The following is a 23,082-nucleotide window of genomic DNA, read 5'->3' on the forward strand; positions in this document are numbered from 1 at the left end:
AAATTACAGAAAGTAAGAAGCTGTCCCATTATAAAAAGGATGAGCAGGCAGAATATATCGGTAAACAGGCAGATAGGCACCTTATCGACGCTATGCCTTCTTTTATAACTTGATGGAATTAAAATCATTTAATGATAAGAGGTATTATGATCACCGGATCAGACTTTCATTTGATCAGCATAACGCGGTGTTCAACCACGATGCACTTCTATTCAATAAAATATAAAGCACAACAACAATAAATTTTCAAACAAGCAGTGTAGATTTTTTTGCTCATGCATCTATGATCACGTGTTAAAACAATCGTGCCATAAAAGACACTGCAATGGCTTATGCGCTCGCAAAGAGTTGTTAATTTAATTTTTATACATGAAGAAAGATTATGGCATAGTCCTTGTCTATACTATTATGACTCCACGAACAACCGAACCGTAAGAACGCTCTTTTATATTAGTTAAGTAGTAACCATTTTTATTAACCTATAATTTTAGATTTTATGAAAAGCATCAAGTCAAGAATGGTGGGATTAGGTATTGTTGCCGCCACTGCAGGATTATTCGCATTCCAGGCTGTACAAACAAGTTCAGTAAAAGGTACTGTATCACCCGCTGATGGTGCTGTACGTGCATGGGCTCTGTCTGGCACGGACACACTAAAAGCGACCATCGATAAAGGCGCATTTGAAATTACTGGTGCAAAAGCCGGTACATATCGTGTGATCATCGAGGCTAAACCGCCTTACAAGAATGCAGCGAAAGATGGAGTTACAGTAGTAGACGGACAGCCTACTGACATTGGCGAAATCAAACTGGAACAATAGTCTATCATTTGATATAGTTTATTGATCCTTACTCAAAGCACGCCACGGAGCGGGAGTAACATCCTGTAGCCGTGGTGTGCTTTTTTATACCCTATCTTTGCCGGAATTTTCAAGCAAAGAACACCATGGCGGATATATTATTGCAACTGGAACAGGTATCAGTAAAGCTGGGCGCACAAAAAGTTTTAGATAATATCGATCTTACCATTTATGAAGGGCAGCATTGGGCTATAACCGGACAATCCGGCAGCGGTAAAACAGTACTGGCACACACACTGACCGGCAAACATTTCTTCAGCGGGCATATTCAGGCTTCCTTCGGCACTCCAGAAACCTACCACCACTCCATCGTAATAGTAGAACAACAACACCGCTTCAAAGACCTCACCAACCGCAGTGATTTTTATTACCAGCAAAGATTCAACTCCTTCGATGCCGAACAAACAGCCACAGTAGCACAGGAACTGTCGCAATACATCACTCCTGCCAACAAAGAGCAGGCCGCACAATGGGTGTCCTTGTTGCAGGTCACCAGCCTGATGGAAGAACCCTTGATACAACTTTCCAACGGAGAAAATAAACGCTTACAGCTGATCATCGCTTTATTGCAGCAACCCAAACTGCTGGTGCTGGACAATCCTTTTGTGGGCCTTGACGTAAAAGGAAGAGAAGTGCTGCATGATATCCTGCAAAAGATCAGCACTACCGGCATCACCTTGTTACTCATCACCACGCCCGATCAGTTATCTCCCTGCATTACGCATGTGGCAACCTTACAAAACGGCGGCCTTACCAATGCAGTCCCCATAGCGCAATACAAAGCACCTGCACCAGAAAAAATATCATTGCCCATTACAGAGGAGGCATTACAAACGTTGATCGGGGAGCCGGATGCAGACTTCTCCACGGCCATTAAGATGGTTGATGTAACCATACAATACGAGGGTAAACATATCCTGGATCATATTAACTGGGAAGTAAAGCGCGGAGAGCGGTGGAGCGTGTCTGGCCCCAATGGCGCAGGCAAGTCTACTCTGCTAAGCATCATCACCGGCGACAATCCACAAGCCTATGCCAATGAGATCTATTTATTCGATCGGCGCAGAGGCAGTGGAGAGAGTATCTGGGACATCAAGAAAAAGACAGGTTACGTATCGCCCGAGATGCATTTGTACTTCGATTTCACCGCTACCTGCTTCCAGGCCATTGCTTCGGGCCTGTTCGATACTATTGGATTGTTCAGAGTGCTGACCGCGGAACAGGAAGAGCTGGTGTACCAGTGGATCAAGCTCATGCAACTGGATAAGAAAGCCCATCACGGCCTGTCGAGGCTATCTGCCGGCGAGCAAAGATTGACCTTACTGGCGAGGGCATTGATCAAGAGTCCTGCCCTGCTGATACTGGACGAGCCTTGTCAGGGACTGGACGCTGCCCACACGGAATTGTTCCGCAACCTGGTAGACACCATCTGCGCCAAAGCGCCGACCACGCTGGTATATGTGAGTCACTACCGCGCGGAAATCCCGGCCTGTGTAGACAAATTCCTGCAACTGGAGAAGGGAAAAGGAACAATTACTATCTGATTTGCAGATAGCTAACCACATTTTTTGAGAGAAATTTGTTCTATATCGTTGTCTTTTCTTACTTTTGCAATCCCTTTTACGATTTGAACCGCTCGCGGTGCTTTTTTAGAAGGAAAGATTAGACTCCCTAGCTCAGTTGGTTAGAGCTACTGACTCTTAATCAGTAGGTCCTGGGTTCGAGTCCCAGGGGGGTCACAAAAGAAACAGGTTCGCAAATGCGAACCTGTTTTATTTTGTCGTACTCCATAGCCTGACTGACATATGAAAATTGCTATACTCGGCGCTCACAACGTCGGTAAAACGACGTTAGTGGGAACGATAAAGACAATTAAAGTAAGCGGTACTTTATCAAACCGCAGAGACCAGGTACTCGCTAAAATCTCATGACAGCCATTGCTTCTATGCTATCCCTCCACCCCATATCTTATCGCCTCTTCAAGTACATTGATGTTTATATCTTTCAGCGCTTTGAACTTAATGCAATAGCCGGTCACGCTGGCCTTGCCGAGTTTCTTTCCATACGTTTGGGCTAAGTAGGTCTTATCTTCTATGCCAAGTATATAAACAGAGATTCCGGTGGTGTTGGCACTCATTCCAACTTGATAAAACTCCCTGGTTTTTCCACCGGCATATTCCATCATGCGGGAGCCATATCCGATATTAGGATTAGAAACAACTTTACCCTCCTCGTTTTTACCATCCAGGAACCACAATTTACATCCGGGCATTACCTTCAGAATAGCGCTATGCAACGTCTGCATGTCGTTACGTTTTGCCTCAGGTTGGCTGGTAATATATTCTTTAATTTGTTGCTTTACGCTCATATGAAATATAAATTACCGGTTAAAGATTGGTTTCCCAAATGTATCGCGCCCTTTCCGAACCTACGGGTGGAAAATGCGACGATCTAAGGGGTAGATCACGCCAATCCTTGTCCTATCCATGCTCCAGGTAAGGGTAATCCAGCTCAAAGTGCGCTTTAACCCACAAGGATGGCACATGATTGGAGCCAGGACCGGTCCGCTAAACGCATGCTTTCACCCCAACCATTGTCGGAGTCCACCCCAACATTTATGTACTTCACGACATAAATTCCCAAAGGGCGTTTGGCCACGCTAACTTTGCACAAAACAATCATTCTATCGCAAGGCTTGAAGGCATACCACTCGTTACAGGCACTATTGGCCCCGTTTGCATCTACAAGATGCATGGACGGTATTTTATGCGCAGTCGTAGTTCCTTGACCGGTGAGCGCGTGAAGAAGGATGCTGCTTTCCGTAAGACGATGGAATATGCTACCCTGCTGGCGAAAGCCTCTCGCATTGGTTCGACGGTGTATGCAAACATACCAGCCCATCGAAAGCAGCATGCGTTATACCGCAAGTTAACCGGCGAAGCCATGACCTGGCTAAAGTTTGGATGGAAAGAAACAGATGTATTGGAATGGCTACAGCAACGCTACACGCCACAAGAGATCAATATCTTCTGCGAGCGTTTGGGAGAAGAACGAGCGATTGCGAAAGTCTCACAAACAGAAGAACAAGTGATTACGCATTTCAAAGTACGTATGAACCGTCGTTTGTTGCGTACGCTTCGCCGGGGAGACTTTTCAATGATAGACGACCGGCCTCCTGACAGAGGTTCATCCAGGACGCTATCACATCCCTTTCTCCATCAATAATATGTTGAATTTATGGCCATCAGGATCAGCAAAGGCAAAACCATAGTGATTGGTTGAGTCTCTACCCGCTTCATTAAAAACGGTACCGCCGGCTTCTTTTACTTTATCTGCCCACTCCTTCACTTCCGCCTCTGTCTCTGCAGAAAGGGTGAAGATGATTTCGCTGACTTTTGATCCGGAGGATAAATACTCATCTATTTGTGAACCCTGCTCAAAAAAGTGGATCACAAAATTATTATCACCAAAACGAAAACTGGCCAGTTTGGGATCGCTGGACTTATTGGGAGTAAATCCCAAATGTGTATAGAATTGATGGGTACGCTTTGCATCCTTTACACTGAAATTAGCCCATATCATTTTCGCTTTCATATTCTTGAGTTTTGAGTGACCAATTACTTTTGTCCGGCCTGTTCCATTTGCTTGATCGCTACCCACCCTTCCGGTGTGATACCCATGATCTCGGTGACAACGCCGAGCGTTTGATAAGTATCGAAGAAAGCCATGCGTGCAATAGGGTGATCCACTTCACTGATGACTGCATAACCCTGTTCACGAAGCTCGCTGGTGATACGCTCGAAATCGCTAACCGGCAAACGAAATGCCAGGTGCTGTGTGCCGCCTGCAGGATATTTTGCAAGGTAGTCATGAAACATGCTCTGGCCGGATAAAGGCTGAACAAGCTCGATAAAACTGCCTCCATTATAAGTCTGCGTGGTCAGCCATTCAGCAGGCACCACCTTGCCATGGTAAGTCATATCCAAGTCCTGCGCTCGTACGTGTTGCGGTTCGTGAAAGCCAGCAATGCCCAAAGCACTTGAGAGGAATTTTACAGCCGCGTGAATGTCCGGGACTACCCAGCCGATCTGTGCAAATTCAAGTCCGGCAATGGTGTTGTTAATATTACTCATGTTCGTTTACTGTGTTAGTGATGGAACGAAGGTAAAATGGGCAGATTACTCACTTCGGGGGCATTTGCGTCAGTAAGAAGGCACTTTACGACAATTTCCTGTATGCCATTCACTTGAGGCTTTGTCACACAAACAAACGCTACTATGACTCACGCCATCCGGAAAATAGTAAAGACAGGGCCCTCAAATAGCATGGAACTGCAAAGTGACAAGATAGCTGGTAAACGCGGATAATCATAAGCCAGCCACTATCTGATATTTTGATAAAAGTCCAGTGTCTTTGTCTTCAGGATAAAATCATACCGGGCATTGACAAAGTTGATATTAGCCCTGTCGAGATTGTTTTTTGCAATCAGGTAATTGACAGATGAACCATCTACGCCTGTCTCAAACCTTGCCTGAGCAGCCTTGAAACTAACTTTGTAAGCCTCTAACTGGCTGGACAGCGTCTGGTAGCGGGTATAAGCATTCGTCATAGCTACATAGGCACGCTCTATTTGTTGCCAAACCTGCATTTTAGTTTTCTCCTCGATCAGGCTTGCATTACGCAAGTTAATATCAGCCAGCCTGATATCATTTTTAATGTTACCGGCAAGAATAGGAATGCGAACACCTACTACAAAATTGGCAGCCCGGTTGTTGACAAACTGATTGGAGAATGATACTTTCTGTGCAGCAACGTTGGCAGAACTTGTATAAGCCGTAGATATAGTCGATCCTGCAAAGATCTGAGGATATTTCAATCCCCTTGCAGCCTTCAATCCATATTCAGCAGCTTTGGTGCGCAACTCAGCAGCCTTGATGGCGGCAAAATCGTTCAAAGCAGCAGCATAGACCTCCTGGCTATTCTTCTGGTAAGCTCCCATCAATTCATCTACAGATATACTTTCCAGTACAATATTTTTATTATAAGGAATATTCATCTGCTGCGCCAGTTCCATCTTATTCCATTCCAGGGTATTTTGCAAATCAACGATTGCCAGATTATCATTTAATAACTGTCCCTTTAAATCAGTCACCTGAGAAAGAGCCGCGACGCCCTTTTTCTTTTTCAACTCCATTCTGTCCAACTGTTCATTACTCAATCTTGCCTGATTTTTTGCCATAGCCAGCTGTTCTTCCGTACTCAATACCAGCAAGTATGCAAGTAGTACATTAAGCGTTATCTGACGATTACTTTGCTGCACATCCTTATTAGAAGCGATAGCCGCTGCTTCGGATTGCCGGATAGTATTACGAATATTGGAACCATTGAAAATAATAACATCACCCGATACCCCATATATGCCATACGCGACAGTCTCATTCACATAGGCATTTGTAAATGGGTCAACATTGCGGCCAAGATTCAGGGCCTGATCAACATTACCGTAAATTGCCGGAAGTTGCCTGGTCCTCACCTGCCGGAGATTTACTTCTGCAGCCTCAGCTGAAAATTTCGCTTGCCTGATCTCGATGTTTTTCCTGAGTGCTGTATCGATACATTGCTGCAATGTAAGCTTGTATTGCCCCTGTGCATGAACAGCTATGTAGCTGACACAGAGAACAAGGATAAGTATACAATTACGGACCATAGTATATTTTATTTAATCGTATAGTAATAAAACCTTGTAATTATGTCTTTGTCTGGTTTTTCCTTACAGTAGTACTTCTTTTTCCTGCGGTTGTCTTTTTGAGCACAGGAAACTGCTTATCCCACAGCTGGGCATAATGACCATGCTGCGCAATCAATGAATCATGATCACCTTCTTCCACTAAAAGTCCCTGCTGTAATACAAGAATTTTATCTGCGAATAACACAGTACTAAGCCGGTGAGCAATTACAATGATGGTCAATCCTTCCTGCTGCAATAACAGCAAAGCCTCCTGTATCTTCTCTTCCGACAAACTATCAAGCGCCGAAGTAGCTTCATCCAGGATGAGTATTTTCGGTTCACGGTAAAGCGCCCGGGCAATGGCCAGTCGTTGCCGCTGACCACCAGACAGGTTCACGCCATTTTCTCCTAACACAGTCTCAAATCCATTAGGCAGAGACTCAATCATATCCAGTATGCCTATCTTTTTACAGGTATTGATCAGCTTCTTTATGTCCGGCTCAAATTCACCAGCAGCAATATTCTCCCGTACCGTACCCGCAAAAAGATCGATCTTTTGGGGCACCACACTTACTACATTACGCAGGCTATCGGGCGTTATATATTTGATATCATATTCCCCAATACTGATAGTGCCGCCCTGCAAAGGATAAATATTTTGCAGTAAAGCCAGTAAGGTCGTTTTACCACTTCCGCTTTCGCCAATGATAGCAGTTGTTTTTCCAGCAGGAATGGTGAGGCATAATTTTTCAAATACATCGGCACGGGTGCCATAACGGAACTTTACATCTTTCAATACTATATCACCGCCAGCCATCTCCTTTTCCAACTGCACCTTGTTCTCATACTTCTCTTTATCCAATTCCATGATCTCAAACAACCGGTCAAATGCAATCAGGGCATCCTGCATCGTTTTATTCATTCCTATCAGGGAAAGCACTGGTCCGGTAAAATAACCCAGCAGTGCATAAAAAGAAAGCAACTCGCCCGGCGTAAGAGACCGGTTGAGCACAAAGCTGGTACCTGCCCAAAGCATGACCACGACAAACAATCCAGATACTAAGCTACTTGCAGTACCAATGAGCAGGTTATTATAGCCCGATTGCCATATTGAACCAAGAAATTTTACAAAATGGTTTTCTGTTTTAATATTAGCGTATTCTTCCAGGGAAAACTGCTTGATGGTACTGATCGAATTCACAGACTCTACCAACTGAGCGCCCAGCTCGGCATTGTTCTCCATCATTTTCCGTTGCGTCTTTTTATTTAGCCTGTTAGAGACATAATAAATAAGAACATACAGTGGTATCACCACCAGCATAATAACAGCGAGCTTCCAATAGGCAGTAAACATCAGTGCAAAGGAAAAGATGAGTATGAAAACGTTTATGGCAAATGATACCAGGGCCTCGTTGACAAATGCCCTTATTTTAACCGCATCATTCATACGACTGATAATTTCACCTGTTCGCATATTATCGAAGAACTGCTGGGGAAGCCGCAAAAGATGTTTATAATAACCAAGAATGAGCCGCGCATCTATCTGCTGGCCGGTTTGCATAGTCAACAACGTTCTTACATAATTAATAAAAACCTGCACCAGTAAAATGCCAATCATAATGATACTTAGCAGATTTAGTAAATGCTGGTTACCATCCGGAATGATATTGTCTATTATTTTTTGCAGATAGATCGAAGTAGCCAAGCCCAGAAGCGTATAAAAAAGTGCGCCGATCATCACCTGGATCAGCACTGACTTATGAGGTTTCATCAATTCTCTGAAACGGGTAAGTGCGGACACAGTCTTATCTCCGACTTCAAATTCCGGCAAGGGAGCCAGCAATACCAGTATGCCTGACCATAGTTGCTGAAATTGTGTATTCGGAATTGCTTCCATAAGGCCATCGCCGGGGTTCATAACCCTGATCAGCTTTTCATTCGCTTCATATACCACCACATAATGATGGAGTCCATTGGGCAGTACCACGTGAGCAATAGCAGGCAGGGGCACTTCCATAATACTTTCAGGCTCACCTTTGATTGCCTTAGCAGAAAGATGAAGCTTTTCCGCAGCTTCTACCAGGCCCAATATGCTGGTTCCCTTTTTATCGGTTCCCGCAAACTGCCTGATCCGCGCAATAGGATATTTCAAACCATACCACGCAGATACAGAAGCCAGGCAAGCTGCACCGCAATCAGTCATATCCTGTTGCCTTACCTGTATCTTCTTCCGGTTCATCCTGTTAAATGAAAACAGGTTTGTTAACCGGTAGAAAAATGAATTGCTATTTGCTTGCTGACTGTTCATGATTCATACTATTTGGGTTTAGCCAGTCACTTGTCTGATCGTACAACAATTGGAAAATGGTTCGCCTTGCAATCTTAAAACCCGCCTGCACGGTCATTCCTTTTTTTAACTGACCGGTATAACCATTCCTCAACTGCAAAGAGGTTTTATCGAGCCGGCAACGGACTTTGAAAAAAGGTTGCTGCCCTTGAACAAATACATCTCCGGATATAGCTTCTACTTTTCCGTCAATGGTGCCCCAGGAATTATAATTGAATGCGTCTATCTGCATCCTGACCGGGTTGCCTTTTTTGATCAGGCCGATATCTTTAGGTAAAACATATGTTTCAGCAATCAGTCCACTGTCGGGAGATACAATACCCAGCACCTCACCCACTGTAACAAAACTTCCCGGCTGTATACCCTTAAGGTCCTGCACAGTACCGCTCACCTGGGCTTTGACAAGATATTGTGACTTATATTCCTCATTTACGCCAAGATCGGCAGAAAGATCCTTCTTTTGATTAGTAAGAGCATTCAACTCAGTTTGCCACTGGCTTATTTGTTGCTGCTTAACAAGGCCAGCCTCACTGGCTGCAGTCTCCTTTTCAAAAGAGGCATTATCATATTCCAATTGTGATACAGCATTGTTTTCGTAGAGATAAGCGTAGCGGCTGAAATTTTTTGAGGCCAGGTTATACCGGTTCTTAGCATCAGCTAATTTTTGTACGTAGTATCTATATTGCTGTAAATACAGGGAAGATCGCAAGCCAGTAGCTTTTCCAGCCGTAAGGATCTTCAGGTCATTAATACGGTCTTCAATATCTTTAAGTTGTCCACTCATAGCAGAGCCCTTTTGCTCCAATGCCTCCGTTCGCACCTTCATCAATGGCTGACCTGCCGTTACGTATGCATTCTCCTTAATAAATAAGGAGTCTACAACACCATCAGCCGGCACCTTAATATCGTTTTTCTCAGCCAGGGATTTTATGCTTCCGCCAGCTTTCACCGTGACATCTGTTTTTATAACAAACAACAATATAAAAGCTATGAACAAAGAAGAAAGAATAATGATGTATACGATCCTTGTATGCTTTAGATCATGAGCAAGCTGTTGCTCCACAGGATGGGGCATCAATACAAAGGGAACTATTTGTTTTTTAACAGGCATAGTGCAACTATAATAGAAAAGGGATAACTGTTTGGCTATCCCTTTTCTATAGTTTGTAGATTAATGACGGTTGGAAGAGAAGCCAAGGTTGCTGATCAGTCCAAGTCCCAGACTGAAGCTGCTGGAGCTGGAGTTGTTGTGATGACGACCACCTTCGTACTCATTGCTTGATTCGATACCGAGGCTAAGACCAAGGCCCAGATTGAAGCTTGAATTGCTGGAACCATGGTTACCACCAAAGATACCACCACCATTGATTGTCTGCATTTCCTGGAGTTCTAAGTTTCTCGTTTTCATAATCGTAATATTAGTAATGATGCCTACTCTATTTCGGGTTTTCAGCATGCCCCGTTGAATGTTACTTCAAATGATTCGATTAAGAGTGAACGAATAACATGCCATTCTGAGCACCAAAAAACAGGATTGTGGCCAACAAAACTTTATGGTTCTTTTTTACGTATCTGGGGTTCTTCTACAAGAAAACTGCTTTTTTTGCACGAAATGACAAGATCACCGGGTAGTTGTGAAGAAAAATATTTTTTATGCGAAAAGTTTTTTTCCGGAAAGATCAAAGCAAATGAACAGAAGAATGCTCCACAAACTGAGTAACTAATTCTACTATCAACTTTTATTACCCATACTTTAAACCTATATCGAAGATGGTTTGCAAAAGCAACCTTACTTTTGTTTTGGCATATACTATTATTCATATGTATACCCGAGAGGAAATTTCTAAATTAAGGCAAGCCTTCTGGACAGCATTTGGCAAGTATATGCGCCCGGTATTGTCGGCTGATGGAATGCCGGTAAGCTGGCTGAACTATAAAACCGGCGTGCCGGGCATCAGCTTTAAAATGGATGCTGATCGTGACCACGCTGTAATCATGATCCTGCTATCGAATAATAATGCCACCATACAACAATCACACTACGATCAGTTCCTGCAACTGAAAGGTATATTGGAGGATTCGCTGGAAGAACAGGATTGGGAATGGCAACAGGCAAATGGAGAAATGACTGGTAAAAACAATAGTACCATCAGCAAAACACTCAAGGGAGTAAACGTCCTTAACCAGTCCGATTGGGCAACTATCATTTCATTCCTGAAGCCTCGCATCATAGCCCTGGACAACTTCTGGAGCATGACGAAGCCAGCCTTTGAGCAGTGAAATCATTTCCGTTAATTGATCAGCTTCTTTTTATACTGGTTGGGACTAAAACCTGTCTCTTTCTTGAAAAGCCGGGAGAAATAAGGCAGGTTTTCAAAACCAAGCTCATACGCTATTTCAGAGATGCGCTGATCATCGGTCTTAAGCCGGTTCTTGGCTTCGTTGATCAGGTAAATATGGATCAGCTCGATGGCAGTCTTACCCGTTTCCTGCTTCAGCAGATCACTGAGGTAACGGGGTGATAAATTCAGCTTCGATGCCAGCGCGTTGACAGTAGGTAATCCCTGAGCAGCCAGCAAGCCATTCTTGAAATAAACCGCCAAAGCATCATTGAACTTCGATACTGTTTTACCAGATATCTCAGTGCGGTTAATAAACTGACGCTTGTAAAACCGCTGTGAATATTTCAGCATCGAGTCAATATGCGCAAGTATGATATCCCGGCTGTATTCATCTGTATTATTGTGGTATTCACCTTCTATTTTGTGAAACAGGTCCCACATGATCTTTTCTTCCGATGGTGAGAGATGCAGTGCTTCGTTGGCTTCATAATCAAAGAAAGCATATTTGTTGATGGCATTGTGCAGCACATGCCCATGCAGAAAATCTTCGTGAATAAACATAATAAAAGCGTCTTCCTCATATTCCACACTTCTAAACTCGATGACCTGCCGGGGCTTAATGAACATCATGCTGCCATTATCATGATCATATTTAGTACGGCCATACATGATCACACCAGCCTTGAGCTTCTTGAATCCGATCATATAATAATCGGAAGTAAACTCCCTGTTACCAAAATCGCAGGTACGTAAACACCTGTAAGCACTGAAGAGCGGATTCTCAGGCATTGGAAAACCGTTAAACCGGTGTATCTCAGACAAACTCTTAAAATGCAGCATGATCTAAAAATTATACAAATCTACGCCGGATGCGGCGTAGATTATGTTATTAACAACTCATTAAAACTATTTGCCGTGAGCGGCAGATGCCACCTCATTCCAGTTATTCCACTCGGCCAGGCGACCTTCATAAGCTTGCTTAACCCACGGAAGCCCATGTTTACCAAGGAATAAGCGCAAAGGAGGATTTTCACTGTCAATGAGTTTGATCACAGCAGCTGTGGTAGCCTCCGGAACGCCCCATATGTCATCAACCAACCCTTCCTGAAAAGCAGCCTTCACTCCATCATACGCAGGCATGGCTGTTGTTTGTATGGCTGAAGCGCCCGACCAGTCGGTGGCATAACCATTGGGTTCGATCAACGTAACATTAATGCCAAAACCTTTTACTTCAGTAGCCAATGTCTCGCTTAAACCCTCTACGGCAAATTTAGAAGCGTTGTACAGTCCCAACACGGGTAAAGTGATGAGACCCAATATACTTGAAACCTGGATGATGTGACCATGCCCCTGTGCACGCATAACAGGTAATGCCGCCTGCGTGAGCCACAACAAACCGAAGAAATTGGTTTCCATCTGTTCGCGGGCTTCCTTTTCAGAAGTCTCTTCTACACTACCAAACAAGCCATAACCCGCATTGTTGATCAGCACATCGATACTGCCGAAATGAGCTTTTGCTTTTTGGATAGCTGCAAAACCTGCACTGCGGTCGTTAACATCCAGTTGCAGTGGTAAAATATTGTTGCCGTATTTCTGTACCAGATCATCCAGCGTACGCAGGTCGCGTACAGTGGCTACTACTTTATCGCCGCGTTGCAAAAGCGCCTCGGCCCATAGTTTACCGAAGCCCCTTGAAGCACCGGTAATGAAAATTGTCTTTGCCATTATTATTGTTTTAAAATGATAAGGCAAACTTAGAACGGCCGGCGCAGATCGATTTATACAGAAGTGGGGAAGATTGATACATTTTTACCTGAGAGCTGTAACGTTGGCAATAAAAAGCAAAGCCTCCGATAACGGAGGCTTTGCGTATTAGGAACTAAACTTTACAATCAAGCTATATATCAAATCTGTCGAGGTTCATTACTTTGCTCCAGGCAGCAACAAAGTCCTTCACGAACTTGCCTTGCGCATCGGAGCTTCCGTATACTTCCGCAACAGCACGCAGTTCTGAGTTGGAACCGAACACCAGGTCTGCACGGGAAGCGGTCCACTTAGGTTGACCGGTAGTGCAATCACTGCCAATATACAGTTCGCGGTCTTCACCGGCAGCCTTCCAGGCCGTGTTCATATCGAGCAGGTTGATGAAGAAGTCATTGGTGAGCTTACCTGGGCGTGCTGTAAACACGCCATGTTTGGAACCATCGAAGTTGGTATCCAATACACGCATGCCACCTACCAGTACTGTCAACTCAGGAGCAGTAAGCGTAAGCAGGTGCGCCTTATCGATCAGCAGCTCTTCAGTAGATACGCGGAACTTAGTTCCACGATAGTTACGGAAGCCATCAGCCAGTGGCTCGAGGTAGCCAACAGATTCAACATCTGTTTGTTCCTGGGCAGCATCCATACGGCCAGCAGTAAAGGGAACAGTAATATCATGTCCTGCATCCTTTGCAGCTTTTTCAACAGCAGCGCCGCCAGCCAAAACGATCAGGTCGGCGAGCGAAACTTTTTTACCATCTTTCTGCGCACCGTTAAACTCTTTGGCGATGCCCTCAAGTTTACCCAACACCTTTTGCAGCTGCGCCGGATTGTTTACCCCCCAGTCTTTCTGAGGAGCCAGACGAACACGCGCTCCGTTAGCTCCACCGCGCTTGTCGGAGCCACGGAAGGTGGAAGCAGAAGCCCAGGCAGTGGAAACTAATTCAGCTACGCTTAATCCAGATGCCAATACTTTTGACTTCAACGCTGCAACATCATTAGCATCGATCAATTTGTGATCAACTGCAGGAATAGGGTCTTGCCAAAGCAATACTTCTTTCGGCACATCAGCACCGAGGTAACGGGCACGTGGTCCCATATCACGGTGTGTTAATTTAAACCATGCCCGTGCAAATGCATCGGCAAAAGCATCGGGGTTTTCCAGGAAGTGCCTGGATATTTTCTCATACGCCGGATCAAAGCGTAAGGAAAGATCGGTAGTCAGCATGGTTGGCTTATGCTTCTTTGAACCATCATATGCATCAGGAATAATGCCTTCTGCATTTTTAGCTACCCACTGGTGGGCACCGGCAGGGCTCTTGGTGAGCTCCCATTCAAAACCAAACAGGTTCTCGAAGAAGTTATTGCTCCATTTGGTAGGTGTCTTTGTCCATATTACTTCAAGACCACTGGTAATAGTATCGGCGCCTTTGCCAGAACCATAGCTATTGCTCCAGCCCAGACCTTGCAATTCCAGGTCTACCGCTTCAGGCTCTTTGCCTACGTGTGTAGCAGGAGCAGCACCGTGCGTTTTACCAAAGCTGTGGCCACCAGCTATCAGCGCCACTGTTTCTTCATCGTTCATAGCCATGCGGCCAAACGTATCACGGATATCTTTAGCAGCAGCCACAGGATCAGGATTGCCATCAGGCCCTTCAGGGTTCACGTAGATCAAACCCATCTGTACAGCCGCCAGCGGCTTCTCCAGGTTGCGGGAATGTATTTTACCATCAGCATCGTCATCTGATACTACTACGCCATGTCCTTCCACCACACCGGGAGAACCATGTGCATAGCGAATGTCGCCACCCAGCCAGGTAGTTTCTGAACCCCAGTACACATCTTCATCGGGTTCCCATACATCGGGACGTCCACCGGCAAAACCAAATGTTTTAAAGCCCATTGACTCCAATGCTATATTACCAGTAAGGATCATCAGATCGGCCCACGATATTTTGTTACCATATTTTTGTTTGATGGGCCACAGCAACCTACGTGCTTTATCGAGGCTCACGTTGTCGGGCCAGCTATTGAGGGGAGCAAAACGTTGCTGACCTGCACCACCGCCACCACGACCATCGGTCACGCGGTAGGTACCGGCGCTGTGCCATGCCATGCGGATAAACAAGGGACCATAATGGCCAAAGTCTGCCGGCCACCATTCCTGAGAATCGGTCATGAGCGCATGCAGGTCTTTCTTCACCGCCTCGAGGTCGAGGCTTTTGAAAGCTTCGGCATAGTTAAAATCCTCCCCCATTGGGTTTGACCTGTCAGCATGCTGACGCAGGATCGTTAACTTTAATTGGTTGGGCCACCAGTCACGATTCCTGGTTCCGCCACCGCCAACATTGTTCTTCATACTGCCATTATGAAACGGGCATTTGCTGATGTCGTTAGATTCTTTTCCCATTGTTGTAAGATTTTGATATTGAAAGAACAGTTGCCTGCTTGTAGTTATTTACGCAGGCCGGTAAAATTAGGATTTTGGGCACATAAACAACATCAATTAATTCTATACTTCAATAGCCAAAACCTATCAATAAATTAACCTTGCCGAAACACAGGATTCCACAAAGAGTAGTACATACACAATACTATAAAATACTACTAACAGGCTATTGACTTTCGTGTATACAGCACGTAGCTTTGGTCTGTAATTTTTTCTCCCTGCCGTTCACACATATTGCTTTCTTAAGCTGTCTCTCTTATCCCTGCCAAAGGAGATCTTAAGGAGTATAACAGATCCAACCAATTATTATCATTATCTGATTATTAGCCTTCCTGGGTTTTGCCAGGCATGTTCTTATTGCCCATTCTTACAACGGGAATTATATAACCAACATTGAAAATTACAATGAAAACCACCTACCGGCCTTCATTGAAGGCACACGTGTCTATTGATGACAACGAGCAAGTAAAGCACATCCGTCACAGCCAGGAATATTGGTTCAGTGAGGAAGCAGCGCCCAGACCTATCGCTGCCGAATACCTGCAACAATGGTCTGAAGTGTACCAGATACCCGAAGCTCAGTTAAAGAACCTGCACCAGAAAGCATCACACTTTGATCCGCGTGAACAGGATATAGAATACCAGTTTGCAGAAGATAAACATCTTTTCGATGGTCATACAATAGCCTACGCACAAACATTTCTCAATGTACCCGTATGGCGCAAAGGTTTCGCGGTGAAAATAAAACAGAACCCTTACCGGGTAGTAGGCTCTACCAACAACAGCGAGAACGGGCTGAAAGGTAAATTGCCCGACCCCAAGCACATTGACCGGTACAAACAGCTATTCCGTACCATGAGTGCGATGAAGCTGGCTGGCAACGAGGTAGTGAGCGAGGATGCCGCCTCTGAAACTGATACTTTTATGATGAAAGCATTCGGTAAAGCAGCACCGAAAACTGCTGTTAAAAAGAATGCCGCAGCAGCTGCCACAGAAAGAACACGCTACCTGAACGGCCGCTTCTTCGCTTATAAATATGATGTAGAGAAACGCTATGGAGATAAACCTGCACCACCTAAAAGGAGAGCAGACAATGCCGTAGTGTCAGAAGAATTTCACGAACATACTTTCCCCCAACTGCCCGCAGTGGATGAAAGCATCCATAACGGTCAAACCTATCTCGTTGCTGAAATTATATTTCAGCAATACGAAGCAGATCATGGTTACGTGACCTGGCTGATACTCGTAGAAGTGGCTACCAATTCCATCCTGTACATTGAATGTATGACCTGTGGCGTCAATGGTCTTGTGTTTAAGCAAGATCCTATGGTATCATCCGGCGACCTCACTGTTGTTGCTTCATCAACCGGCGCTACGCTGGCTATGCACGACAGCAGCGAGACACTCAACAACCTTGCAGCACCAGTGGCCGGCACACAAAGCCTCAGTGGTACCTATGTCGTGATCCAGAATGTAGAAAATCCCAACATAGCCCCTCCTACTCAACCAACCGGCAATGACTTCGACTATAGCCCACGCACAGATAACTTTGCAGCGGTTAATGCCTATTACCACGAAACAGAATTGTTCAGAACAATAGAAAGCCTCGGCTTCCCTATCGCTACTTATTTTGATGGCACCACTTTCCCCATTCCTGTCGACCATCGTGGCATGGGTACTACTATCAATGCGCACTGGTCATACAATGGTAGCGGCGGTACAGATCACATGTGTTTTGCACTTTGCGACCTCTCTGATACCAGCAATCCTTTGGGCCGTGCCGTAGACCCTTGGGTACACTGGCATGAAATGGGTGGGCACGGTACACTGGGTGATCACGTTAACTCGGGCAACCTCGGATTCTCACATAGTGCAGGAGACAGTCTGGCCTGCATACAAATGGATCCGGAATCAGCACTACGCACTTTACCTGAACGCTTCAGGTATGCACCCTTCCGGCCCATACCTCCCGGCAGCTATGAGCGCCGGTTTGACCGCACTGTGGCGGCCTGGGCATGGGGTGGCACACCGGTATTTGATATGAGTGGTAATACGGTAAGTGGTGATGAAGGCGGCTATGGCAGTGAACAAATTCTGGCTACCTGTCACTTCAGAATATACCGCTCTATCGGTGGTGATCACAGCAACCTGGGGCGCAGGAAATTTGCTTCCCGTGCAGCCACGTATCTCATCCTGCGCACCATTGGTAATCTTACACCCGGCACCAATCCCAATGATCCGGAGGTATGGTGTGAGGAAATGCAGGATACAGATTTGGAGAACTGGACCAGTGAAGGCATTTCAGGCGGTGCTTACAACAAGGTGATCCGTTGGGCTTTTGAAAAACAAGGTTGTTATCAGCCCGCCGGTGCGCCTACACCCGTTATCACTGAAGGTGCACCTCCGGCAGTAGATGTATACATCAACGATGGCCGTAATGGTGAATACCAATTCCAGGCAGTGCATTGGGGCAATATGTCGATGTGGAACCGCAACAATCCCGACGGGCTGCCCGGTCATGAAGATGCCTTGCCCGGCGTTACCAACTATATGTATGGCAAAGTAAAGAACAGGGGTACGCAAGCGGCTACCAATGTAAACGTGCGCGCCTTCCACAGCTTACCCGGCGCTGGCCTCACCTGGCCCAACGATTTTACTGAAATGCCAGCAGCTCCCGGCTTACCCATCGCCAGCATCGCTGCCAACAACGCAGCGGAGATCACCGTAGGACCATTTGAATGGATACCTAACGTGAACGCTTATGGTCACGACTGTGTACTAATGATCGTATCAGCGCCCGGCGACCCCAGCAATATCGACAACTTCACCGGTGGTGAAACCATTGAAGAATGGCGCCTGGTGCCCAACGACAACAACGTGGGTCAGCGCAACGTAAACATCCTGCCCGGTGGCGGTGGCGAGGATGGCCTGATGCTCGGACTCAACCGTCATATCTTCTATGCCGGCAACTCTTTCCGCAAGCGCGCTACCATGGAATTGAAAACAGAACTGCCGAAGTTCCTGGCAGACGCAGGCTGGAAGTTAGCGTTTGAAGGCATCAGCGGAAACAAGTTTGTGCTGAAGCCCGGAGAGAAAAGAGAGATCGTGATCAACCTGATACCCGGTAAGGACTTTACGGCAGACCAGGTAAGGAATGCGGACAACAAGGATATCACTGTAGAATTGTTGGGCAACGATATATCACTCGGTGGTATGGTTTACCGGCTCGACCCGGATAAGAAAGTACCTGGTTACATACCCGGCGGTACTAAAGGCGACAACAAGTGCAATGACAAAGCACAGGAGTTGTTGAAGTGCCTGCACCTCGGTGATGCCGAAGTAAAGAAGGTATGTGTAAAGAAGATCTCATTGGACATCGAGTTGAATAACGATTGTAAATGTTAATGCATGGCAACGAACTTCCATATAGCCCCTCCGGCAAAAACGGTAGACGGCTTACTTGCAGTGCCCATCGACATCCAGAATATCAGTGCTACCATCATTTTTGATGGTAGCACTTCTACTACTTCAGTCGATGCCACTATTGAATATACAGTAGGTCCCACGGCAGGTAATCCCTTCTTCGACCTGCGGCAAACGATCTCACAGGCATGGCTGGATGGATCCGTATTCGCTCCTGCACAAATTGCGCTGCATGATTTTGGTGGTGGCGCCAATACCGGCTTGCGCATTATTGAATCGGTGCAGGCTGCAGGCTCTGTGCACACCTTGCGCGTAGTATATAATCTGGCGTTGCCGCAATCACAATTGGGCGGCACTTATTTGCCCGTCATTGAATGGCAGCCCGGCCCCAAGCTGCGGTTCGTATTTGGCCTGTCGGACCTTAATGCAGGCCGTTACCTCGAAGCATGGCTGCCCGCCAACCTCATCTTCGACCAGTTTACCCTACAGCTCACTGTGCAGATCACCAATACGCTGGCTGCGCACTCCGTTATTACGAATGCCCAGGTCACCAACCTTGGCAGCAATCATTGGAGCCTGACATTTCCCGCCCGTTTTACCGCCCTATCGCCCATGCTGGAAATAAGAGCATCGGACACGCTGCAATCGCAAACGGATACGGTTGTCTTACCTGTATCTGGCACCCTGGTAACGATTGAAGCGTGGAAACCCAGCGGAAGCGGCACTAATCTTACCACGGAGATCAACAACATCAAAAGTTTTCTGCAGGACAATGAGAATAACTATGGTGCTTACGTGCATGGTAACCGCTTCGTGGCTTTCTTTAATGGCAGTGGCGGCATGGAGTATGAAGGGGGCACCACTACCAGCAGCGGCGCGCTGCTGCATGAAACTTTTCATAGCTGGTTTGCCCGCGGCGTAAAACCTGCTGGTCAGGCCGATGGCTGGTGGGATGAAGCATATACGTCCTTCCATGATGATGGCGGTGATGATGCACTTCCTTTCGACTTTACCGATCCGCCCATCTTGTTGTGCACGCGCGATCCTTTCCAACGCAGGACTCCCAACAACTCTTACTCGGACGGTAACAGGTTTTGGCAAGGCATGGCCTCTCTGCTGGGTACCAGCGCCCTCAACAATAGCCTGCGTGAGTTTTACAAGTACTACAAAGGCAACCCGGCATCTACTGCCATGCTGGAAGAGTTTTTACTCACGCAACACAACAATGATCAATTGGTAGATGCGTTTCACCGCTTTGTATACAACCTACCCAATCCTTCTCCTGCGCCTGATCTCTGGATGAAAGACAATGCTCCTGATCCCGGTGGTAACTTTACGGATGGCGCTTTCTGGGATTCGCCTGATCTGTGGATACGCAATGTGGATGATGGGCTTACTACTCACCAGGCGCCGGAATATGGACAGGACAACTGGTTTTATGCGCGTGTACGCAACAAAGCTGCAACGGGCACTGCCCGACACTTTGTGGTGACCTTCAATGCCAAATCATTTGCCGGTACTGAGTTTGTGTACCCCGGTGATTTTCTACCCTGCATAGCAGCCAAAGCAGAGTTTGATCTTGGCCCTGGCGAGACAAGGATCGTGAAGGCACGCTGGCCACGCTCCAAAGTGCCACCAGCCGGTACCCACTCCTGTCTGCTGGCGTCTGTTATCAGTCGCAACGATCATCCTGCATCCGGGTTGCATGTTTGGGAGCACAATAACCTGGCGCAAAAAAACCTAACGATCGTAAACCTGCAGCCTGATATGTTCATCATCATTCCGTTCGTATTGATCAACGTACTGCTGGGACAGGAAGACAGGCATGAGCTGGAAATATGGCGGGATAGCAGGGTGACAGATTACCCCGTAAGTATCGTACATCCTTCCAAGGATTTCTTCAGCCACCACAAAGGCGTGAAGCTTGTGCCTTTAAGCATTGAAAATAATACACATAATCATCTACATTCAGATGATGCACAGCTTGAGTGTGGCGCTCATCTTCAGGATAAGGGTACGGTGTACAAAACAAAGATGCTTACTTCTGATAACCCCGAACTTATCAGGAAGAGATATCCCTATGCCTTACAGGCCATTATGCCCAAAGGAAAGAAGGCTGCGCTGACCATCTCACTGCCTGTACACAATCAAACCGTGGCCGGCTTAAAGGTGGATGTTCCGCCTAATACGAAGAAAGGAGAGGTTTTTAAAACTCATATTGTACAAAGACATATTAAAACCAAAAAGATAACTGGCGGTATTGCCGTTGAAATACACGTCCGGTAAGCATTTCAGGCTGTTAACGGGGCTTTTTAACGGCCCCGTTAACAAGTCATTTACAAAGGTATGCCCCGACTTTTTGCGCATTACTATTAATTTTACTCCGCTTGCTATAGAAATACAGATCATCAACAACTGTTTTTAATAATGTGGCAAGAGAAACGATGCCTTTCCATATTCCATAGAAAGGCTTTATTTTTTTCAGCCATATTGAATGACTGTTATTTTTTCTGAGACCAGACGATGAGGGTTTTAATCAGATTTATCATATCACTGTGTTTTCTCCTGTGGGGAAGCTATAGTCATGCACACCAGCAGCGTCTATACGATCTCCATCAGCAACACATTGAAAGACCTGTACAGGCCAGTTCGTGTGGTGAACATGATGGCAGGGTACGGATCAGTAAGAACTATCCATCAGACAATAGCAGTACAGGAGATTTTCCTGAGGCCAAAGAAATTGAAGAGGAGGACGAGGAATCCGAATCTTTCAAAAAACGTTCATCAGGCGGCCATGGCTCCATCTCTTTTCTCGATGGGCTGACAGCCGGCAATTGCCTGCCATATCTCAATGCTCCGCTCCCCCTTTGTGAACACTTTTCTTACCATTCTTCCAATAAATTTATCCTCCATCGTGTGATCAGGATATGATCCTGCATCTTCAAGGCAACTAATCCTGCCTCCACCTTTCCACCATCGTTATGTAAGGCTCGTTTTCCATGGCTTATTAGCTGTTGGGCCGGGTGATTTCATTTCAACTAAAAAAGATTTATCGAGCAAAGCTGGATAAGCCCCTGTTAATTTTATGAAGCGAATTTTTATTCTCATGAGTTTGTGTGGAGCATTGACTTACACAAGCTGCAAACACAAGGAAGAAAAAAAAGAAGAAGAAACAAAGTTCCTCGTTACCAGCCCGCTGAAAATGGATACCACGGTAACCAATGAGTATGTATGCCAGATACGTTCCATACGTAATATCGAGCTGCGAGCGCAGGAAAAAGGTTATCTCGAAGAGATTCTCGTAGATGAAGGTCAGTTTGTAAGAAAAGGTCAGCTCCTCTTCAGGATCATGCCTAAGATCTATGAAGCTGAACTACAGAAAGCACAGGCGGAAGTAAACGCTACTGAAATTGAAGTGCAGAACACACAGCCGCTTGTTGAAAAGAACATCGTATCTAAAAATGAACTGGCCATGGCGCAGGCAAAACTCGGTAAAGCGAAAGCCGAACTGCAACTGGCTAAAGTTCACCTCGAATTTACACAGATCAGAGCGCCCTTCGACGGCCTGATCGACCGCCTGCATTTAAAGCTGGGTAGCCTCGTAGAGGAAGGCGAACTGCTTACCAGCCTGAGCGACAACAGTGAGATGTGGGTTTACTTCAACGTGTCTGAACCTGAGTACCTGAATTTTGCTGCCCAGGCCAAGACCAAAGGTAAGCTGGCTGTAAGCCTGCGTATGGCCAATAACGAATTGTTCAAACACCCCGGTGTGGTAGAAACCATCGAGAGTGAGTTCAACAACGAAACCGGTAACATCGCTTTCAGGGCCACTTTCCCCAACCATGAGGGATTGCTGAGGCATGGCGAAACCGGTAGCATTCTCATGAAAGAGCACCTGAAAGACGCGTTGATCATCCCCCAGAAAGCAACGCTGGAGATCATGGACAAAAAGTATGTGTACATCGTAGATAAAAACAATGTAGCTCACTTAACGCCCATTACGATTGCCGCTGAAATGCCCGATCTCTATGTGATCAAAGAAGGCATTGCCGATGGCGACAAGGTTATGCTGGAAGGTATCCGCAAGGTCAAGGACAATGAAAAGATCGTCTTTGAATTCGCAGAGCCCAGGACAGTAGTCGCTCATTTGAAGTTGCCAACGGAATAATGCAA

At 46.0% G+C, this 23,082-nt stretch carries 18 protein-coding genes and 1 tRNA gene; 9 read left to right on the forward strand and 10 right to left on the reverse strand.

Annotated elements, in window-relative coordinates:
- Positions 1-496 precede the first annotated feature (496 nt).
- The 3 genes from AC5JBY_RS22920 to AC5JBY_RS22930 all read left to right on the forward strand — a co-directional run bounded on the left by AC5JBY_RS22920 (position 497) and on the right by AC5JBY_RS22930 (position 2,598).
- Positions 497-820 carry a carboxypeptidase-like regulatory domain-containing protein gene (locus tag AC5JBY_RS22920; RefSeq protein WP_495906992.1) on the forward strand — a complete coding sequence of 108 codons (324 nt, stop codon included), beginning with the start codon at positions 497-499 and terminating at the stop codon, positions 818-820.
- 125 nt (positions 821-945) lie between these two features.
- Complete coding sequence (locus AC5JBY_RS22925) at positions 946-2,403, forward strand: ATP-binding cassette domain-containing protein (RefSeq protein ID WP_495906993.1); 1,458 nt, start codon at positions 946-948, stop codon at positions 2,401-2,403.
- Between the two features lie 121 nt (positions 2,404-2,524).
- Positions 2,525-2,598, forward strand: a tRNA-Lys gene (locus tag AC5JBY_RS22930).
- Positions 2,599-2,807: 209 nt separating this feature from the next.
- On the opposite strand, the gene AC5JBY_RS22935 is transcribed toward AC5JBY_RS22930, so the two are convergent.
- Positions 2,808-3,227 carry a DUF1801 domain-containing protein gene (locus tag AC5JBY_RS22935; RefSeq protein WP_495906994.1) on the reverse strand — a complete coding sequence of 140 codons (420 nt, stop codon included), beginning with the start codon at positions 3,225-3,227 and terminating at the stop codon, positions 2,808-2,810.
- A 398-nt stretch (positions 3,228-3,625) separates the two neighbouring features.
- On the opposite strand from AC5JBY_RS22935, the gene AC5JBY_RS22940 reads away from it, so the two are divergent.
- Positions 3,626-4,084, forward strand: coding sequence for a hypothetical protein (locus AC5JBY_RS22940; RefSeq protein ID WP_495906995.1), 459 nt, complete (start codon positions 3,626-3,628; stop codon positions 4,082-4,084).
- On the opposite strand, the gene AC5JBY_RS22945 is transcribed toward AC5JBY_RS22940, so the two are convergent.
- The 6 genes from AC5JBY_RS22945 to AC5JBY_RS22970 form a co-directional block, all read right to left on the reverse strand.
- A complete protein-coding gene (locus AC5JBY_RS22945; protein WP_495906996.1) occupies positions 4,061-4,453 on the reverse strand; it encodes a VOC family protein in 393 nt (130 codons plus the stop codon). The genes AC5JBY_RS22940 and AC5JBY_RS22945 overlap by 24 nt on opposite strands.
- 23 nt (positions 4,454-4,476) lie before the next feature.
- Complete coding sequence (locus AC5JBY_RS22950; RefSeq protein WP_495906997.1) at positions 4,477-4,992, reverse strand: VOC family protein; 516 nt, start codon at positions 4,990-4,992, stop codon at positions 4,477-4,479.
- 248 nt (positions 4,993-5,240) lie between these two features.
- A complete protein-coding gene (locus AC5JBY_RS22955; RefSeq protein WP_495906998.1) occupies positions 5,241-6,566 on the reverse strand; it encodes a TolC family protein in 1,326 nt (441 codons plus the stop codon).
- 40 nt (positions 6,567-6,606) lie between these two features.
- Positions 6,607-8,895 (reverse strand): peptidase domain-containing ABC transporter, encoded by a 2,289-nt coding sequence (locus tag AC5JBY_RS22960; protein WP_495906999.1) that lies wholly within the window; start codon positions 8,893-8,895, stop codon positions 6,607-6,609.
- Entirely contained in the window at positions 8,873-10,045 is a 1,173-nt protein-coding gene (locus AC5JBY_RS22965; protein ID WP_495907000.1) for an HlyD family secretion protein, read from the reverse strand. The genes AC5JBY_RS22960 and AC5JBY_RS22965 overlap by 23 nt, the downstream gene beginning before the upstream one ends.
- Before the next feature lie 60 nt (positions 10,046-10,105).
- A complete protein-coding gene (locus AC5JBY_RS22970; protein WP_495907001.1) occupies positions 10,106-10,342 on the reverse strand; it encodes a hypothetical protein in 237 nt (78 codons plus the stop codon).
- A 413-nt stretch (positions 10,343-10,755) separates the two neighbouring features.
- On the opposite strand from AC5JBY_RS22970, the gene AC5JBY_RS22975 reads away from it, so the two are divergent.
- Entirely contained in the window at positions 10,756-11,214 is a 459-nt protein-coding gene (locus AC5JBY_RS22975) for a DUF4268 domain-containing protein (RefSeq protein ID WP_495907002.1), read from the forward strand.
- A gap of 11 nt (positions 11,215-11,225) precedes the next feature.
- On the opposite strand, the gene AC5JBY_RS22980 is transcribed toward AC5JBY_RS22975, so the two are convergent.
- From AC5JBY_RS22980 to katG, 3 genes are all read right to left on the reverse strand, one after another.
- A complete protein-coding gene (locus AC5JBY_RS22980; RefSeq protein WP_495907003.1) occupies positions 11,226-12,065 on the reverse strand; it encodes a helix-turn-helix domain-containing protein in 840 nt (279 codons plus the stop codon).
- Positions 12,066-12,182: 117 nt separating this feature from the next.
- On the reverse strand, positions 12,183-13,001 hold the full coding sequence (locus tag AC5JBY_RS22985; RefSeq protein ID WP_495907004.1) for an SDR family NAD(P)-dependent oxidoreductase: 819 nt from the start codon (positions 12,999-13,001) through the stop codon (positions 12,183-12,185).
- Positions 13,002-13,173: 172 nt separating this feature from the next.
- Positions 13,174-15,447: a catalase/peroxidase HPI gene (katG, locus tag AC5JBY_RS22990; RefSeq protein WP_495907005.1), complete on the reverse strand. Its 2,274-nt coding sequence runs from the start codon at positions 15,445-15,447 to the stop codon at positions 13,174-13,176.
- A gap of 444 nt (positions 15,448-15,891) precedes the next feature.
- Between katG and AC5JBY_RS22995 the strand changes: the two genes are divergently transcribed.
- From AC5JBY_RS22995 to AC5JBY_RS23010, 4 genes are all read left to right on the forward strand, one after another.
- A complete protein-coding gene (locus AC5JBY_RS22995; protein ID WP_495907006.1) occupies positions 15,892-18,891 on the forward strand; it encodes a hypothetical protein in 3,000 nt (999 codons plus the stop codon).
- Positions 18,892-18,894: 3 nt separating this feature from the next.
- Positions 18,895-21,195: a M1 aminopeptidase family protein gene (locus AC5JBY_RS23000; RefSeq protein WP_495907007.1), complete on the forward strand. Its 2,301-nt coding sequence runs from the start codon at positions 18,895-18,897 to the stop codon at positions 21,193-21,195.
- A 237-nt stretch (positions 21,196-21,432) separates the two neighbouring features.
- Positions 21,433-21,840, forward strand: a complete 408-nt coding sequence (locus AC5JBY_RS23005) for a hypothetical protein (RefSeq protein WP_495907008.1) — start codon at positions 21,433-21,435, stop codon at positions 21,838-21,840.
- Between the two features lie 154 nt (positions 21,841-21,994).
- Positions 21,995-23,077 (forward strand): efflux RND transporter periplasmic adaptor subunit, encoded by a 1,083-nt coding sequence (locus AC5JBY_RS23010; RefSeq protein ID WP_495907009.1) that lies wholly within the window; start codon positions 21,995-21,997, stop codon positions 23,075-23,077.
- The last annotated feature ends 5 nt before the right edge of the window (positions 23,078-23,082 follow it).

The sequence above is a fragment of the Paraflavitalea sp. genome (genome assembly GCF_059502485.1).

Excerpts from the sequence above, each read along its gene's own strand:
- AC5JBY_RS22920 (WP_495906992.1), top strand. The coding sequence starts at position 497 with ATGAAAAGCATCAAGTCAAGAATGGTGGGATTAGGTATTGTTGCCGCC.
- AC5JBY_RS22925 (WP_495906993.1), top strand. The coding sequence starts at position 946 with ATGGCGGATATATTATTGCAACTGGAACAGGTATCAGTAAAGCTGGGC.
- AC5JBY_RS22935 (WP_495906994.1), bottom strand. The coding sequence starts at position 3,227 with ATGAGCGTAAAGCAACAAATTAAAGAATATATTACCAGCCAACCTGAG.
- AC5JBY_RS22940 (WP_495906995.1), top strand. The coding sequence starts at position 3,626 with ATGCGCAGTCGTAGTTCCTTGACCGGTGAGCGCGTGAAGAAGGATGCT.
- AC5JBY_RS22945 (WP_495906996.1), bottom strand. The coding sequence starts at position 4,453 with ATGAAAGCGAAAATGATATGGGCTAATTTCAGTGTAAAGGATGCAAAG.
- AC5JBY_RS22950 (WP_495906997.1), bottom strand. The coding sequence starts at position 4,992 with ATGAGTAATATTAACAACACCATTGCCGGACTTGAATTTGCACAGATC.
- AC5JBY_RS22955 (WP_495906998.1), bottom strand. The coding sequence starts at position 6,566 with ATGGTCCGTAATTGTATACTTATCCTTGTTCTCTGTGTCAGCTACATA.
- AC5JBY_RS22960 (WP_495906999.1), bottom strand. The coding sequence starts at position 8,895 with ATGAACAGTCAGCAAGCAAATAGCAATTCATTTTTCTACCGGTTAACA.
- AC5JBY_RS22965 (WP_495907000.1), bottom strand. The coding sequence starts at position 10,045 with ATGCCTGTTAAAAAACAAATAGTTCCCTTTGTATTGATGCCCCATCCT.
- AC5JBY_RS22970 (WP_495907001.1), bottom strand. The coding sequence starts at position 10,342 with ATGAAAACGAGAAACTTAGAACTCCAGGAAATGCAGACAATCAATGGT.
- AC5JBY_RS22975 (WP_495907002.1), top strand. The coding sequence starts at position 10,756 with ATGTATACCCGAGAGGAAATTTCTAAATTAAGGCAAGCCTTCTGGACA.
- AC5JBY_RS22980 (WP_495907003.1), bottom strand. The coding sequence starts at position 12,065 with ATGCCTGAGAATCCGCTCTTCAGTGCTTACAGGTGTTTACGTACCTGC.
- AC5JBY_RS22985 (WP_495907004.1), bottom strand. The coding sequence starts at position 13,001 with ATGGCAAAGACAATTTTCATTACCGGTGCTTCAAGGGGCTTCGGTAAA.
- katG (WP_495907005.1), bottom strand. The coding sequence starts at position 15,447 with ATGGGAAAAGAATCTAACGACATCAGCAAATGCCCGTTTCATAATGGC.
- AC5JBY_RS22995 (WP_495907006.1), top strand. The coding sequence starts at position 15,892 with ATGAAAACCACCTACCGGCCTTCATTGAAGGCACACGTGTCTATTGAT.
- AC5JBY_RS23000 (WP_495907007.1), top strand. The coding sequence starts at position 18,895 with ATGGCAACGAACTTCCATATAGCCCCTCCGGCAAAAACGGTAGACGGC.
- AC5JBY_RS23005 (WP_495907008.1), top strand. The coding sequence starts at position 21,433 with ATGAGGGTTTTAATCAGATTTATCATATCACTGTGTTTTCTCCTGTGG.
- AC5JBY_RS23010 (WP_495907009.1), top strand. The coding sequence starts at position 21,995 with ATGAAGCGAATTTTTATTCTCATGAGTTTGTGTGGAGCATTGACTTAC.